This is a genomic window from Algoriphagus sp. AK58 (assembly GCF_014324365.1).
Lineage (GTDB): Bacteria > Bacteroidota > Bacteroidia > Cytophagales > Cyclobacteriaceae > Algoriphagus.
Genome location: NZ_QEIG01000022.1, coordinates 35,658 through 49,671 on the forward strand (window position 1 = coordinate 35,658; position 14,014 = coordinate 49,671).

The 14,014-nt window shown below is 45.0% G+C and carries 16 protein-coding genes; 10 read left to right on the forward strand and 6 right to left on the reverse strand.

Annotated elements, in window-relative coordinates:
* Positions 1-140 precede the first annotated feature (140 nt).
* Both DDT91_RS18045 and DDT91_RS18050 read right to left on the reverse strand, forming a co-directional pair.
* Positions 141-950 (reverse strand): creatininase family protein, encoded by an 810-nt coding sequence (locus tag DDT91_RS18045; protein ID WP_187177593.1) that lies wholly within the window; start codon positions 948-950, stop codon positions 141-143.
* A gap of 84 nt (positions 951-1,034) precedes the next feature.
* Positions 1,035-1,640 carry a hypothetical protein gene (locus tag DDT91_RS18050; RefSeq protein ID WP_187177594.1) on the reverse strand — a complete coding sequence of 202 codons (606 nt, stop codon included), beginning with the start codon at positions 1,638-1,640 and terminating at the stop codon, positions 1,035-1,037.
* A 298-nt stretch (positions 1,641-1,938) separates the two neighbouring features.
* On the opposite strand from DDT91_RS18050, the gene DDT91_RS18055 reads away from it, so the two are divergent.
* Both DDT91_RS18055 and DDT91_RS18060 read left to right on the forward strand, forming a co-directional pair.
* Positions 1,939-2,634 carry a ferritin-like domain-containing protein gene (locus DDT91_RS18055; protein ID WP_187177595.1) on the forward strand — a complete coding sequence of 232 codons (696 nt, stop codon included), beginning with the start codon at positions 1,939-1,941 and terminating at the stop codon, positions 2,632-2,634.
* A gap of 25 nt (positions 2,635-2,659) precedes the next feature.
* Positions 2,660-3,487 (forward strand): ferritin-like domain-containing protein, encoded by an 828-nt coding sequence (locus DDT91_RS18060; RefSeq protein WP_187177596.1) that lies wholly within the window; start codon positions 2,660-2,662, stop codon positions 3,485-3,487.
* 345 nt (positions 3,488-3,832) lie between these two features.
* Here DDT91_RS18060 and DDT91_RS18065 read toward each other — a convergent pair whose 3' ends face one another.
* Both DDT91_RS18065 and DDT91_RS18070 read right to left on the reverse strand, forming a co-directional pair.
* Positions 3,833-4,366 (reverse strand): GNAT family N-acetyltransferase, encoded by a 534-nt coding sequence (locus DDT91_RS18065; protein ID WP_187177597.1) that lies wholly within the window; start codon positions 4,364-4,366, stop codon positions 3,833-3,835.
* Between the two features lies 1 nt (position 4,367).
* Positions 4,368-6,242 (reverse strand): tetratricopeptide repeat protein, encoded by a 1,875-nt coding sequence (locus DDT91_RS18070; protein ID WP_187177598.1) that lies wholly within the window; start codon positions 6,240-6,242, stop codon positions 4,368-4,370.
* 153 nt (positions 6,243-6,395) lie between these two features.
* Between DDT91_RS18070 and DDT91_RS18075 the strand changes: the two genes are divergently transcribed.
* From DDT91_RS18075 to DDT91_RS18090, 4 genes are read left to right on the forward strand one after another with little or no spacing between them, the layout of a single operon-like run.
* Positions 6,396-7,247: an ATP-binding cassette domain-containing protein gene (locus DDT91_RS18075; RefSeq protein WP_187177599.1), complete on the forward strand. Its 852-nt coding sequence runs from the start codon at positions 6,396-6,398 to the stop codon at positions 7,245-7,247.
* Positions 7,244-8,101, forward strand: a complete 858-nt coding sequence (locus tag DDT91_RS18080; RefSeq protein WP_187177600.1) for a hypothetical protein — start codon at positions 7,244-7,246, stop codon at positions 8,099-8,101. The genes DDT91_RS18075 and DDT91_RS18080 overlap by 4 nt, the downstream gene beginning before the upstream one ends.
* A 1-nt stretch (position 8,102) precedes the next feature.
* Entirely contained in the window at positions 8,103-8,474 is a 372-nt protein-coding gene (locus tag DDT91_RS18085) for a GntR family transcriptional regulator (protein ID WP_187177601.1), read from the forward strand.
* Positions 8,461-9,168, forward strand: coding sequence for a hypothetical protein (locus tag DDT91_RS18090; protein ID WP_187177602.1), 708 nt, complete (start codon positions 8,461-8,463; stop codon positions 9,166-9,168). Before DDT91_RS18085 ends, DDT91_RS18090 begins: the two co-directional genes overlap by 14 nt.
* 104 nt (positions 9,169-9,272) lie before the next feature.
* On the opposite strand, the gene dinB is transcribed toward DDT91_RS18090, so the two are convergent.
* Entirely contained in the window at positions 9,273-10,463 is a 1,191-nt protein-coding gene (gene dinB / locus DDT91_RS18095; protein ID WP_187177603.1) for a DNA polymerase IV, read from the reverse strand.
* Positions 10,464-11,057: 594 nt separating this feature from the next.
* Between dinB and DDT91_RS18100 the strand changes: the two genes are divergently transcribed.
* The 3 genes from DDT91_RS18100 to DDT91_RS18110 all read left to right on the forward strand — a co-directional run bounded on the left by DDT91_RS18100 (position 11,058) and on the right by DDT91_RS18110 (position 12,891).
* Entirely contained in the window at positions 11,058-11,450 is a 393-nt protein-coding gene (locus DDT91_RS18100; protein WP_187177604.1) for a four helix bundle protein, read from the forward strand.
* A gap of 149 nt (positions 11,451-11,599) precedes the next feature.
* A complete protein-coding gene (locus tag DDT91_RS18105) occupies positions 11,600-12,295 on the forward strand; it encodes a LexA family transcriptional regulator (RefSeq protein ID WP_187177605.1) in 696 nt (231 codons plus the stop codon).
* 131 nt (positions 12,296-12,426) lie between these two features.
* Entirely contained in the window at positions 12,427-12,891 is a 465-nt protein-coding gene (locus DDT91_RS18110) for a methylated-DNA--[protein]-cysteine S-methyltransferase (protein ID WP_187177606.1), read from the forward strand.
* Positions 12,892-12,954: 63 nt separating this feature from the next.
* On the opposite strand, the gene DDT91_RS18115 is transcribed toward DDT91_RS18110, so the two are convergent.
* Positions 12,955-13,467 (reverse strand): RidA family protein, encoded by a 513-nt coding sequence (locus tag DDT91_RS18115; RefSeq protein WP_187177607.1) that lies wholly within the window; start codon positions 13,465-13,467, stop codon positions 12,955-12,957.
* Between the two features lie 78 nt (positions 13,468-13,545).
* On the opposite strand from DDT91_RS18115, the gene DDT91_RS18120 reads away from it, so the two are divergent.
* On the forward strand, positions 13,546-14,007 hold the full coding sequence (locus DDT91_RS18120) for a GNAT family N-acetyltransferase (protein ID WP_187177608.1): 462 nt from the start codon (positions 13,546-13,548) through the stop codon (positions 14,005-14,007).
* Positions 14,008-14,014 lie beyond the last annotated feature (7 nt).

Sequence of the window (14,014 nt, forward strand, 5' to 3'; positions counted from 1 at the left end):
TTGCAGCTAATTAGAATTGACTACGAAGTTCGATGTTCCTGGTTCGATGTTCAAAGTTGTAAAATTTTGAACGCGGAACGCTGAATTTCGAACACCGAACAGCAACGAAACTCGAACTCCGAACTAATGAACCTCGAACCCTAGAGACCTGCCAAATCCCACTTTCGAATTGTCTCCTTAATCAATCCTGCCACTTTTGCATTGACTTTTTGGAAGTATTCCTTGGCCTGTTTTTCGTCAAAGTTGGGGTAGCCCTGACCTTCTTGATAGAGTCCAATGGAGGAAGGGAAAGGAACGGCTGACCAGGTGTTGGGTTTGGGATAGGCAGTGGCCTGATCTGAATTATAGCGGTCCTTGTGCACCAAAGTCGGATCAATGGCTTGGATGTAAGCCGTCTCGTTTAGGCCTGCATGTCCACCATCTTCTTTGAAGACCTCCATGGTGACATCTGAAGCGTAAGACCACCAGTTGATGACTAAAGTCCGGATGCCAAGCTCATTGGCCACTTCTGCAGCCACTTTTTGAAGTACGGCCGTTTGTCCTCCTCCATGCCCGTTGAGAATGATGATATTTTTGAATTTATTTTTTGCCAGTCCTTTGAGGATGTCCCTCACGAAGGGCGCATAGGCCTCTTCCGAGATTTGGAATGCTCCAGGGTAGGCAGCCATACTTCCGGTGATGCCATAGTTCAAAGTCGGGGCGATCATCGCATTGAGCTCAGCGGCAATAGCCTTGGCCATAGCAAATGGAGCGGTATTGTCAGCACCGTTATTGATGACTCCGTGAGGCTCAAGGGTGCCGGTGGGAAGAAGGACGGTGTTGATGTTGGAGGGGACAAATTCAGCAAACTCCATCCAGTTGATCCGGTCCATTTCTCTGGTAGAAGGGGATTGAGCGAAAACTGCAAATTGGATAAAGATTGAAAGGAGTAAGGAAAATGAAAATTTCATGATTCAGGGATTAATTGCCTTGAAGATAAAAATATGAATTAGGGAAATGAAAAAGCCTTCCGATTGTAGAAGGCTTTTTTTGAATTAATTACACTTGACATTCGGATTAAACTTGGTAAATATTCCATTTGGATTTCCTTTCCAAACCCAAACGTGAAGTTGATAATTTCGGAAGGGTAAAGGTGCAGGGGGGAAAGCTTCATCAAATTCCTGCACTCCAAAATTTGGGATCATTTCATTTTCTAAATCCCAGAGATCTGCTACCACTACGAATTCAACACCGACAAGATGCATCTTGCCATGTTGGTCCATCTCGTACAATAAGGCTTCTGGTTGGTAGGGATCATATTCTCCATCCACCCAACCGAAATTCACATAATGAAACCCCATTGCTCCTGATGGAGATGACACACATTCAGAACCTTGTTCGTATCCAGCTTCCAGCGCTACGTTGATGTCGTGGTATTGAACCGTTGCTTGACGTAGTTCAGCCAGCATTTTTAGGGTGCTAGGATCTAATCTCAAGTTGTCCAATGGATTTGGCCAAAGATCTGGATTTTTTAACTCGGTATTCACTTCTGGAAGAAGAGGATCAGTGGTGGAGCTGTCTTCGGTCATACAGCCTGAAATAAGCAGAACAGATAGCAATAGTGCTATCCCAAGGATTTGGGTATTGGATAAAAACTTCATGGAATTTGGGTTTGTGTTAAGTGAATAATTATTAGTAAACAAGTAACTCCCATCGGAGTGCCGATATCAAACTTTCTGATAATCAGAAAAATGAATATCAATTTAATCATGCCGTTTTAAAAATCCTCGACAAAAACCGAGGTGTTTCAATTGGATTTTGGCAAAAAATAATAATTGCAATTTTTTTCAATTCCTAAAATCCAATTCATCCTTCCACTTCGTAAGTCCTTTCAAATCGGTCAATGATCAGATTTTTCCATGGAATTCTAAACCGGATTTTAACCTAAACACAAGACTAATGAAAAACGAATTATTTATGCCGGAAGGACTGAAGACGGCTAATCCCCGGAGACAATTTCTCAAAATGGGGTCGCTGACTGTTGCAGGGGCAGGACTGCTGCTGATGGGATGTAACGACGAGGATAGCATGCCCTCGATGCCAGGTATGGTGAATCTGGGTTCGGGTGATGTGGGAATTCTCAATTACGCTTATGCGCTGGAGCAGCTTGAAGCGGCATTTTATGCTGAGGTCATGAAGGGAGGCTATTTTGCCAATGCTACTGCCGAGGAAAAGACCATCATGGGGGACCTGGAAAAGCATGAGCGGGCCCATCGGGAGTTTTTTAAAGTGGCCTTAGGTGCTAATGCCATCGGAGATCTAGAGGTAGACTTCAGCAGTATTGATTTCAATAGCCGCAATGCTGTGTTGGCTGCTGCAAAGACCTTTGAGGACTTAGGAGTGGCTGCTTACAATGGGGCAGGGCAGTTTTTGACAAATGCGGACCTATTGTTGATTGCCGGGAAAATTGTCTCCGTGGAGGCTCGTCATGCCGCGGCTATCCGCGACCTGATTAATCCCAATTCGGTGGATTTTGCCGGAGATGATCTGATTGATGCCAATGGGCTTGAGCGTACGCTCAATTTTCAGCAGGTGCTTACAGCTGCCAGTGCGTTTGTGAAGACTGAAATCGACTTCAGTCAATTGCCGAGTTAATCTTTTATCCTAAAAATCAGAAATCATGAATTTGATGAAACTATTGGACACGATTTGTCCTGATACCAAAGATGCAGAGGCCAAAGACCGATTTTATTCCCGCAGGGATGCATTTCGCCAATTTGGTGATTTTGGAAAGAAAATCGCGCTGGCAGCTGTCCCACTTTCTGTCCTGAATTCGATTCCTCATATCGCCAAAGCTGACACGGCTTCTCTGATCAATGTGCTCAACTATGCACTCACTTTGGAGCATTTGGAATACCGATATTATCAGTTAGGGCTGGATTCAGGTGTGGTAGCGATGGCTGAAAGGCCGATTATCCAGAAAATCAGGGATCATGAATTGGCTCACGTGAGATTTCTCACAGAGGTCATAGGCAGTGTGCTCAACGGCACGCCTGTCGCGGAACCTGACTTTGATTTTACAGCAGAAGGAAATTTTAGGCCATTTCAGGACTATCCGACTTTTCTCGCTTTGGCGCAGGCATTCGAGGATACGGGAGTGAGAGCCTACAAAGGACAGGCCGCCAATGTGATGGAAAGTGATGTGGTGCTGACGGCGGCTTTGTCCATTCACTCGGTAGAAGCAAGACATGCCTCCATGATCCGAAGACTACGCACCAAAAAAGGTCAGGATACGGTAAAAGGATGGATCACGGGCAACTCGATCGGAACTCTTCCGGCAGCAGCGGCCGGGATTTATGCCGGAGAAGAAAATCTCACCCATGCGGGAGTGAATGTCTCAAATTTGACTGGTATCGATTCGGCAGGGGTGTCCGAAGCCTGGGATGAGCCACTCTCTATGCAGGAAGTATTGGGAATTGCAGGTTTATTTTTGAAGAGCTCCAACTGATAGCTGGGTAGCGGTGGAGCTAGGCCATCCTCGAAAGGGGGTGGCTTTTTTAGTATCAAGTAGTTGGTATCAATAAGCAAGACATAAGAGAATAGACTTTAGATCCAAGTAGCTTGCGTCATTTATCAAGTTGCGAGGCGCCGTTTACAGCTTTTCCAAAGTTCCAAACTTTGGAATAGTTCTTTGCCTGGAGTCAGGAAGTATTTGGGAAGATTGAAAACCAACAAGTGTCGGGTGAAATCAGAAATCGACAACGCTGAAAAATCAAACAGGAATGGCTTGAGAGAGGAGCTTGGGTGCTGCTCTGAATTTCGTAATTCCTAAATCCAAAATCGTAAATCTAAATCACAGCATCGCTTTATATAGCACACATTGCCTCAGATCCGGATAGTCCCTGAGTTCTGAATAATCAAATTCATAGCAAAAGAGCATGCCGATTTTTTTCATCACCTGGATAGAGGGAAGATTGGTGGCTGTAGCATAGGAAAACACTTCTTTGATTTCTAGTTGTCCGGCAAAGTCGAGACAAGCCTTAGCGCCTTCACTTGTAAGCCCTTGATTCCACCATTTTTTTCCTATTCTCCAGCCGATGTCCACACAGGGAGTGAAGTCTGCTTCGAAGGTTTTCCAGCCCAGTCCGATGGTTCCGATCAGATCTTTGGTTTCCAGCAGGTCGACGGCAAAGTAGCAGTGCCCTCTTTCTTCGTACAGCCGCTGCATCCGATCCATCATGGATTGGGTTTCTTCAAGAGTGTAAGGTTTTTGAAAAAAGCGCATGACTTCAGGATCGGCATTGATGGCGGTGAAATCATCCAGATCAAAGGGTTGCCAAAGTCTAAAACCCAGTCTTTTAGTCTGAAAGAGGTAGGGGGAATTCATGTTAAGCTGCTTTTTCAAATGTAAGAGTGATCGTCGTTCCCTTTCCAGGCTCGCTTTCAATCTGAATCTTTCCTTCGTTCATCTCGATGAATTGTCTGACGAGTAGCAATCCGAGTCCGGTACCCAGTTCCTTGTTTGTGCCCTCTGAGGAGTTGACAGGGCTTCGTTTTTCCTGAATTTCGGCAAGTTTGTTTTTAGGAATTCCAACACCTTCATCCCGAATGGTCAGCCGGATTAGGTTTTCCCGGTCTAGGGTAGATAGGTGTATTTTCCCGCCCACATGGGAAAACTTGACAGCATTCTGAATGCAATTTTGAATGATTATTTGGGCTTGGGTTCGGTCAGCTAGTATTTTGGGTTGGGAATCATCCGGAGAGAAATCAAACTGGATTTCCTTTTTAGAGGCCACGAAATCGTTTTGAGCAATACTTTTTTGGATGATAGTATTCAGATCGACCGCATCCCGCTGGGTAATTATTCCTTCCATTTGAGCATGCGCCCAACGAAGCAACTGATCCATCATTTGGTCGGTGTGCTGGACTTGTCTGACGAGCATTTCATCGGATTTTCTTTTTTCTTCCGGGTTTAGAAGATTCAGAGACTGAAGCTCCAAGATTTGGCGGATAGAGTTGATCGGTGTTTTGAGATCGTGGGACAAAATGGAGAAAAGCTTGTTTTTCTCCTCATTAAGGCGGTTAAGTTTTTCATTTTGCTGGATGATTTCTTTTTGTTTCTCCAACAACTGTGAATTAAGGTTTTCTTTTTCTTTCAGCCACCTGCGATACAGGAAAAGAGCAACCATTAAAACGGCCAAGATCAGGCTGAGGCCAAGGATGGTTCTGTTGCTGATTTGAGCACGTTGGTCGCTGATTTGCTTAGCTTGCTCTAGCGCGGCATTGTCAGCTTCCGCAAGCTGAAGCTGAAGGTAGCTCACCTCAGCGTTTTTGTCCTGATTGTAAAGACTGTCAGCATAGGACTTGTTGAGTCGGGCAAACTCCAGGGCTTCCCGGTATTGACCAAGCTGCTCATGGGCATCCGAAAGTAAGCTTGTGGCCCTTTCTTTGTCCCAAAATGCCTTAACCAACTTGGCGGCTTCATAGGCTTTTAGACCAAATTGAACCGCTTCTTGAGGGTTGTTTTCCCGAAGAGCAATCATGCCTAGGCCGGTATTGGCAAAGGTTTGCTCCCAATTGTTTGGGCTAGGATTTTCGAAAAGTGCTTTGGAAAACAGTCGTTTTGCTTCTTCCAATTCCCCTTGTTCCAATTTGATTTGACCTTGCCGGTTGAAGCTCATATACCTGATTTGGAGATCGGGTAGTTTTTCCGAAATCGCAATGGCTTTTTCAAGAGAAGCGAGGGCGAGGTCGTAATTTTTCAGTTCATCAAATGCGATTCCCTGGTTAAAATAGCTCGCTGCTACTCTTCCTGTATCACCTATTGATAAATTGATCTGAACACATTTTTCAAAAATATCCGCTGCTTTCTGAAACTCATCTTGGCTCAGATAAATCAGTCCCCGTCCGTTCATAGCCAAAGCTTCTTGAGGAAGGTCAGGGGAAGTTTCGAGGAGTTCGATGGCTTGGCTGTAGAAACGAAGCGACAGCGGATAGTCGCCCTTTATGTAATAAAGAGAACCCAGCTGATTGGCAATCATGATTTCCTGAAGTGGACTGAGCTCGGGAAATTTTTGAGCTTTTCCAATGAGGGTCATTGCACTGTCCCAATTGATAAATCGAAGTCCATAAGCTTTCAGGATTAAGGAGTCAAATTCAGGATTGGGGGAGGAGGTGAATTTTTGAGAAAAAACCGAATTGCATAGCCCTAGAGTTATCAAAAGGGCGAGCATAATGCCAATTCGGTGAATAAAGGAAAACAATAGCTAGAGAATTTAGGGTCTAGCGAAAGATAGAGGTCAGGTATATAAAATGAAAGGAGGGGGGAGTGATTTTTTGTCAGAAAAATTTGGAATGCAAATTCTAATGAGGTATGTTGGTGTCATAATACACTATGACACATAAATTTTAATGGAATGATTGTTTTTGAGCAGGTAAATTTTGGTTACCCAAAGAGGCCTCTGCTTTTTGAGGGGTTGGATTGGGAGTTGAAAAGTGGAAAGGTGGTCGGATTACTGGGTAAAAATGGGGCCGGGAAATCCACTTTGATCCGATTGATGGCAGGGTTACTTCGCCCAACAGCCGGAAGGGTCCTCTGTGAGGGGGAAATGACATTTGATCGTCCACTTCGGTTTTTGGATCAACTGTTGTTTATCCCGGAGAAAGTATCAATTCCAGAACACCTAAAAGTCAGCGAATACGTCGGCATTTATAGAGAGTTTTATTCTGGATTTGATTCGGAGAAGATGAATCGATTGCTGTTGGATTTTCAGATCGAGGCAAGTCATCGCATCGCCAATCTTTCCTACGGGCAGCAAAAAAAACTCCAAATCGCTATTGGGTTGAGTGCAGGAACGAGGCTATTACTTTTCGACGAACCCACGAACGGGCTGGATATTCCTTCTAAAAGTGCTTTTCGAAAAGTGGTCTCTGCCAATCTGGGAGAGGATCAACTTTTGGTCATTTCCACCCATCAGGTCAAGGATATCGAGCATTTGATCGATCAGGTGGTGGTTTTGGATGAGGGGAAAATCAAGCTTCAGGCAGATATAGAAATCCTTGAAGAGTCTTTTGTTTTTGGTCAGGGGGCAGATAGCCCGCCGGATTCCATTTATACTGAAGCCCATCTTTTGGGCGCCCGATATATTACCAAATCAAACGGCGGGATAAGCGGGGGAAGTCCAGACCTGGAAATGCTCTTTCAGGCAGTAATCGAAGGGAATATAGAGGGGAAATATGTGTCAGATCTAAATGAAGTGAAGCTATGAAGGAATTGTCTTTCAAAAGGATAGCTAATTTGATGCGCTTGGAGTTTTTGCTTCATAGGAAGTATTATTTGATGCTGGTTATCGGTACATTTTTCTTCACCCTGTTATTCATGCTTTTTGTGTGGTATAAAAATTCAGAAAGTGCCAGACAATTTGAGCTATATATTGATGGGGGAAATCCTAATCATTCGATTTGGGATAAGAGTGCCTACATCAGTCTTTTTATTGCTTTTAGAGTTTTGGTTTTGTTTGTGGTCATTGCCCAAAGCTTCAAAGAGTTGCGCAGTAGATCATCAGCCGAGTTTTATTTGCTTTTGCCGTCCTCGATTTTGGAGAAATTGACAGCTCAGTTTGTCTTCTTCATGGCCTTGGCAGAGTTGGTGTTGCCTTTTATCTTTTGGACAGCCATTCAGGCGGCCCATTGGATTTGGACAGATTTGATTGATCAAGTCATTGGGGTAACGGGAGTTTCTGATATCTCTTTTCTTGAATTGACACTTTTTATGTCCTCCTCTGGAAATACTTGGGCAATTCAGCTTTTGGTTGCAGGAATTTCTCTTCTTCTCATTTCTTTACTTTTCTCAGGAAGTCTGTATTTCGGCAAGTGGAATGTGGTTCTGACCCCGCTTAGTCTTTTTGTCTATTATTTGATTTTGGCAGGTTCTTCGATTGGTTTGTCACAAATCCTATTTAGCAAGGAAAAATCGGTTTGGGACTTCAGTATAAGTATTGATCAGCCAGAGATTTTTGACCGTGTACCACTGATGATATTGGTGATCATCTTCCTACTGTACACTGCTTCGGCTTTGAGCTATGTGGTAGCGTATTTCAAATTAAAAGAGCGGGAGGTTTAGGATGGAATTTGGCGATCACAAAACCATCTTTCTCCAAATCCGGGACTGGCTTGTGGATCAGATTCTCACGGGTAAGCTCGCTCCAGGAGATCGGATTCCTTCTGTCCGTGAGCTGGCAGCCGATATTGAGGTCAACCGCAACACCGTCATGCGCAGCTATGCGCTGATGGAGCAGGAGGGCATCATCGACAATCGTCGCGGGATCGGTTTTTTTGTCTCCGATCAGGCCAGGCGGCAATTGGCTGCTGATGAAAAGGCCCAATTCATCCAAGATGAACTCCCCAAACTCGTCCATCAGGCCAAGGTACTTCGATTGACCTTGGCTGATTTTGAACCCTTAATCCAACAACTCCATGAAAATGAAAACCAGTAATAAAATTCTTTTCTCTTTCCTTCTTTTCGCTTGGGCCAGTATCATGGTCACCTTGCTTGTGTCTTTTCGCTATTCCATGCTGAGAGGGGCATCCATTGTCGAGAAGATTGAAAACAAATCGTGGGAGATCTTGGGTGATTTTTCAGTCGTTTCAATCAGTGACTCTTGGGTTGTTCAGCTTGATGGAAGTAAAAAAGGATCTATTCAGTATGACAGAGTGTTTACTTCTCATAATCGTGACAAAAATTATGGAGATCCGGATCCATTTATTCATGAAGTCCGCAACGACACCTTGTTTATCAAGGGGATGAGACAAAGACCAAACGGAAATTTTTCCATTCAGGTAGGAGGCATCAAGTCCATCATCATGGACCGAGTGACCGAAGTTCGCTTGAGAAGTATGGGGTTGGATACCTTAAAAGTCAATTCTATAGCAGGACATCTAGCCTTGGATAAGGATCATGGCGTGAAACACTTGGATTTTTCGGGGGGTAATAACTCCCAGCTTCAGGTGGTAGGCATCGAATCGTTGAATCTTTTTCTCGATCGAAGTAAGGCGGACCTTCAACTGTATTTGGGAGGCATAAGTGGTCAGGTAACAAACCAATCAGAAGTGACCGTTCCTACCCAATCAGGAGCAATGAATCTGACCAAAGACAAGACATCTACGATTATGGTGGAGGATAAAATGTGAATTTCCTCGATCGTAACCGAAAATTTACCTATTTATTTTCGGTTACGATCGAGAGATTACATTTTTAAGCTACTCACACACGTGCTTTCTTACTTCTTACTTTCTCACACCTCCATTCCATTAAATGGATTAAATCTTCTCCTTCCCACGCCCATGGCCACGGCCCGGCAGACAGTTTTGTCGCCGTACTTCACGTTGAGCTTGTCGAGGGCCTGATAGAGGTTGATCTGCTCTTGGCTGTCTTCGAAGAGCTTGATCTGATAGTTGCCATAGACCAGACTGCTGAAGCGCACACCGATCAGACGGATGAGGAGTCGGCGGCTATAGAGCTTGCGAAAGAGTTCCTTCACCACGGGCAGGAGCGTGTGGTCTGCCGAGGTGTAGGGGATCCGCTGCTGCATGGTATGCGTCTCAAAGTCCGAGTAGCGGATCTTCACGCTCACACAGGCGGTGAGTTGGCCTTTTTGCCGGAGTTTGGAGGCGAGCTGCTCGGTCATCGCTACGAGGGTAGCTTCCAGCAATTTCACATCGATGGTGTCCTCTTCGAAGGTGTTTTCGGAGGAGACCGACTTGGCCTCGGAGTAGGGGATCACCGGAGAGCGATCGATGCCGTTGGCTTTTTCCCAGATCATCTTCCCGTTTTTGCCAAAGGTCGCTTCGAGCAGTTCGGAGGGCATCTGCTGCAGGGTATGGACTTTTTTGACGCCCATGTTGTAGAGGGTTTGGGAGGTTTTCTCGCCGATCATGGGGATTTTGCGTACGGAGAGTGGGGCGAGAAAGGGCTTTTCCTCACCGAAAGGCACCTGCTTTTCGTTGTTGGGCTTGGCCTCTCCGGTGGCGACTTTGGAGACGGTTTTGTTTTCGGATACGCCCATGGAGATATTGAGTCCACTCTCGCGGATGATGCGTTGCCGGAGTTCGTGGGCGAGCTTGAAGCAGCCAAAGAAGCGGTCCATGCCCGTGAGGTCGATGTAAAACTCGTCGATGGAGGACTTTTCAAAAAGCGGGACGGACTCCTTGATGATCTCGGTGACCTCGTGGGATTTTTGGCTGTATTTCTCAAAATCCCCCCGTACGATCACCGCCTCGGGGCAGAGTTGCCTCGCGGTCCGCATGGGCATGGCCGAGTGCACCCCAAACTTACGCGCCTCGTAGCTGCATGAGGCCACCACTCCCCGGTCACTCGATCCTCCGATCAGGATGGGTTTGCCATTCAGTCGGCTGTCAAAAAGCCGCTCTACTGACACAAAAAACGTGTCCAAATCCATATGCACAATGCTTCGCTTCCCTTCCATGGCTTTTTGTTGATTATTTTAACATTTTAATGTTTATAATTTAATCAAAAAGAGTAGATTTGGGTTAGGAAAGTGGCGGGAGTTGTCGGGGTTAAAAAAGATATGCTGCGCGAGATAGGGGCTATTTGACGCAGTCATATCTTGAAAATATCTGCGCAGCTGTCTTGAAAAATGAAGATATGCTTCGCGATATAGGTGCTATTTGACGTAGTCATATCTTGAAAATATCTGCGTAGCTATCTTGAAAAATGAAGATATGCTTCGCGATATAGGGGCTATTTGACGCAGTCATATCTTGAGAATATCTGCGTAGCTGTCTTGAAAAATGAAGATATGCTTCGCAAGATAGGGGCTATTTGACGTAGTCATATCTTGAAAATATCTGCGCAGCTGTCTTGAAAAATGAAGATATGCTTCGCGAGATAGGACCTATCTGACACAGTCATATCTTAAAAATATCTGCGTAGCTATCTTGAAGAAATGAAGATATGCTTCGCGAGATAGGGGCTATTTGACGCAGTCATATCTTGAAAATATCTGCGTAGCTGTCTTGAAAAATAATTGTATAGTATTGGTTTTTAATTTATTATAGCTATGAATGAAAAATCGAAGTATATCCCGCTCAAAGAATTAACGATCTATAAATTGGCAAGGGAATTATCCGCTATGGCTTGGCTGATTTACGAGAGGTTGGGATATCACCAGCGTAAAACTTGGGGAGACCAAATGTTGGAGGCTATCGATTCTGTTGGGGCAAATATTGCCGAGGGGTATGCTAGATATCATTTTCTGGAGCGGATTAGATTTTATTATATCTCAAGAGCCTCACTATCTGAGGGCATGGATCACTGGATTGATCTTGGGTTTGAACGAGGAATCGTTGCTAAAGAAGAACACGAAGCCATGTTTTCGATCGCGAAAAATTTACAGATTAAATTAAATGGGCAGATAAAAACGACCTATGAAGCCAAGAAGGATTTGGGATAGTGTCAAACTATCTCGCGCAGCATATCTTCATTTTTATCTCGGCTTTAGCCATATCTTAAAAAATTATCTCTCACAGCGTATCTCCTCAAGTATCTCAGCTTTAGCTATATCTTAAAAACTATCTCGCACAGCATATCTTAAAAATATCAATGTCATTAAATACCAACCTCAAATTCCTCCGCAAAAAGAAAGGCTTCACCCAGGAAACCTTTTCTGAAGCTGTAGGCATCTCCCGATCCAAACTCGCAGGCTACGAACTCAACATCAATCCTCCTTTGGATACGTTGGTGAAAATCTCCGATCAACTCGGAGTTTCTATAGATATACTTCTCCGTGAAGACTTGACTACCTACTCCGAATACAAGCTCCGTGAGCTTCTGGAGACCGATCAGTTTCTCCGGGGGCGAAAGCTGCGAATTCTCTCTACCACGGTAGATGCCGAGGGACGCGAACTGATCGAGGTGGTCTCTCAACGAGCAAAGGCCAGTTATTTGGCAGGTTTTGCCGATCCGGAGTTTATCTCTGAGTTGCCTCGATTTTCATTGCCTTTTTTGCCCACAGACAAAAAGCATAGGGTATTTCAGGTGGATGGAGACTCCATGCTGCCGATTCCCGATGGAGCTTGGATCGTGTGCGAATACGTGGATGACTGGATGGCGATCAAAGACGGAGAACGCTACGTGATCGTCACCGAGCAGGATGGGGTGACCTTCAAGATTGCTTACAACAAAATCAAATCGGATCAGAAACTCTTGCTTTGCTCAGCCAATCCGATCTACATTCCATTCGAAGTGGACATTGAGCAAGTCCGGGAAGTGTGGAGGTACCGCCTGGCGATGAGTTGAAATCTGAGATCCAATAGAAATACTGTTGAAATAGACGCCACTTTGCTTCGTGAAATAGCGTTGAAATATTGCTTGGTCAATGTCCAATCGCTTTTCAAACCAATTAACTATTAACCAATTCACCTTTTCCTATGCCCATCATCTCTTCCCCTTTTGGTAATATCCTGCTTGAGTCCCGAGAGGGTTGTCTGAGCCGTTTGCAGTTTACCGAGGAGCAAACTGACGATGAAATGTTGGATCAGGTGCTTTTGAGTGCCAAAGAGCAGTTGGAGGAGTATTTTGCTGGGAAAAGAAAAAACTTCGATATGCCGATCGGACTGGGAGGGACGGACTTTCAGCGAAAAGTATGGATGGAAGTGGCTAAGATTCCTTTTGGGCAGACGACCACGTACATGAAGCTTTCGCAAAAGCTTGGTAATCCTGCTGCCATCCGGGCTGTTGGGGCAGCGATTGGTGCCAATCCTATTTTAGTCATTCTTCCTTGTCATCGGATACTGGGAAGCGACGGCAGCTTAACTGGATATGCGGGAGGATTGGACAGAAAAAAGGCCCTCCTAGAGTTGGAAGGCCATGGGTTTCAGGGAAGTCTTTTTTAGTGGTCAGTATTCAGTGTTCAGTCACCGTGTAAGGGCATACAGGTCACTTAACACTGCTACCGCTTACTTATCCTCCAACTCCACGATCACCTCAATCTCTACGGCCATATTGTTGGGTAGGGAACCAACTCCCACGGCAGACCGTGCATGCTTTCCCTTTTCTCCAAACACTTCTACCATCAGATCAGAGAATCCATTGATGACTGCAGGTTGGGCCGTAAATTCCGGAGTCGCATTGACCATTCCCAGTACTTTGACAAATTGCTTGATGCGACTCAGATCGCCTGTGGCAGCCTTGAGTACGGCAATGATTTCCAATCCGGTAGCCCGGGCAGCTTCATAGCCTTGTTCGACACTGAGGTCCGCGCCTACTTTCCCGTAGATTTTTGGTCCGCTTCCGGCGAGGTAGAGTAGGTTGCCCACCTGCTTCCATTTTACATAGTTGGCGATGGGTTGGCTTACCTCAGGGATGCTAAGACCCAATTGTTTGATTTTTTCCTCGGGAGTTTGTGCCTGTGCATAGTGTGTCGCTAGCGCAAAAATCAACAGGCCAAGCAGAAGAAATGTCTTTCTCATATTTTTCAAGGGATTGATTTTACCGTTTCTAAGCTAATCCTTTCTGGCTACTTTTGGTAGGTATTTCTGATCGCTACTATGCATTCTATTGAGATTATTCCTTATTCTCCAGAGCTTCAGCCCTACTTTGAGTCCATCAATAAGGCTTGGGTATCAAAATATTTTTCCCTTGAGCAGTTTGATATTGATCAGCTTGAGCATCCTGAGGAGACTATTTTGGCAAAAGGAGGGGAAATTATTTTTGCAAAAGTCGGACAGGAAATTGTCGGAACGGTAGCTTTGATTCCTAAGGGAGATGGCCTTTGGGAAATGATCAAAATGGGCGTTGCCGAATCATTTCAGGGAAAAGGTGTGGGATTTTTGTTGGGAAATCGAATCCTTGAGCTTGCTCGGGAGAAAGGTGCTAAAAAGCTCGCTCTTTACTCCAGCACCAAGCTTGGCCCAGCACTTCATCTCTATGAAAAATTAGGCTTTAGACCCGCTAATATGGAATGTGGATCCTATGGGAGATGTGATGTTAAAATGGAATTTGATTTCTAATTAGTTG

What these genes read in the sequence shown, in the direction of transcription:
- DDT91_RS18045 (WP_187177593.1), bottom strand. Translation starts at nt 950, where the DNA reads ATGAAATTTTCATTTTCCTTACTCCTTTCAATCTTTATCCAATTTGCA.
- DDT91_RS18050 (WP_187177594.1), bottom strand. Translation starts at nt 1,640, where the DNA reads ATGAAGTTTTTATCCAATACCCAAATCCTTGGGATAGCACTATTGCTA.
- DDT91_RS18055 (WP_187177595.1), top strand. Translation starts at nt 1,939, where the DNA reads ATGAAAAACGAATTATTTATGCCGGAAGGACTGAAGACGGCTAATCCC.
- DDT91_RS18060 (WP_187177596.1), top strand. Translation starts at nt 2,660, where the DNA reads ATGAATTTGATGAAACTATTGGACACGATTTGTCCTGATACCAAAGAT.
- DDT91_RS18065 (WP_187177597.1), bottom strand. Translation starts at nt 4,366, where the DNA reads ATGAATTCCCCCTACCTCTTTCAGACTAAAAGACTGGGTTTTAGACTT.
- DDT91_RS18075 (WP_187177599.1), top strand. Translation starts at nt 6,396, where the DNA reads ATGATTGTTTTTGAGCAGGTAAATTTTGGTTACCCAAAGAGGCCTCTG.
- DDT91_RS18080 (WP_187177600.1), top strand. Translation starts at nt 7,244, where the DNA reads ATGAAGGAATTGTCTTTCAAAAGGATAGCTAATTTGATGCGCTTGGAG.
- DDT91_RS18085 (WP_187177601.1), top strand. Translation starts at nt 8,103, where the DNA reads ATGGAATTTGGCGATCACAAAACCATCTTTCTCCAAATCCGGGACTGG.
- DDT91_RS18090 (WP_187177602.1), top strand. Translation starts at nt 8,461, where the DNA reads ATGAAAACCAGTAATAAAATTCTTTTCTCTTTCCTTCTTTTCGCTTGG.
- dinB (WP_187177603.1), bottom strand. Translation starts at nt 10,463, where the DNA reads ATGGAAGGGAAGCGAAGCATTGTGCATATGGATTTGGACACGTTTTTT.
- DDT91_RS18100 (WP_187177604.1), top strand. Translation starts at nt 11,058, where the DNA reads ATGAATGAAAAATCGAAGTATATCCCGCTCAAAGAATTAACGATCTAT.
- DDT91_RS18105 (WP_187177605.1), top strand. Translation starts at nt 11,600, where the DNA reads ATGTCATTAAATACCAACCTCAAATTCCTCCGCAAAAAGAAAGGCTTC.
- DDT91_RS18110 (WP_187177606.1), top strand. Translation starts at nt 12,427, where the DNA reads ATGCCCATCATCTCTTCCCCTTTTGGTAATATCCTGCTTGAGTCCCGA.
- DDT91_RS18115 (WP_187177607.1), bottom strand. Translation starts at nt 13,467, where the DNA reads ATGAGAAAGACATTTCTTCTGCTTGGCCTGTTGATTTTTGCGCTAGCG.
- DDT91_RS18120 (WP_187177608.1), top strand. Translation starts at nt 13,546, where the DNA reads ATGCATTCTATTGAGATTATTCCTTATTCTCCAGAGCTTCAGCCCTAC.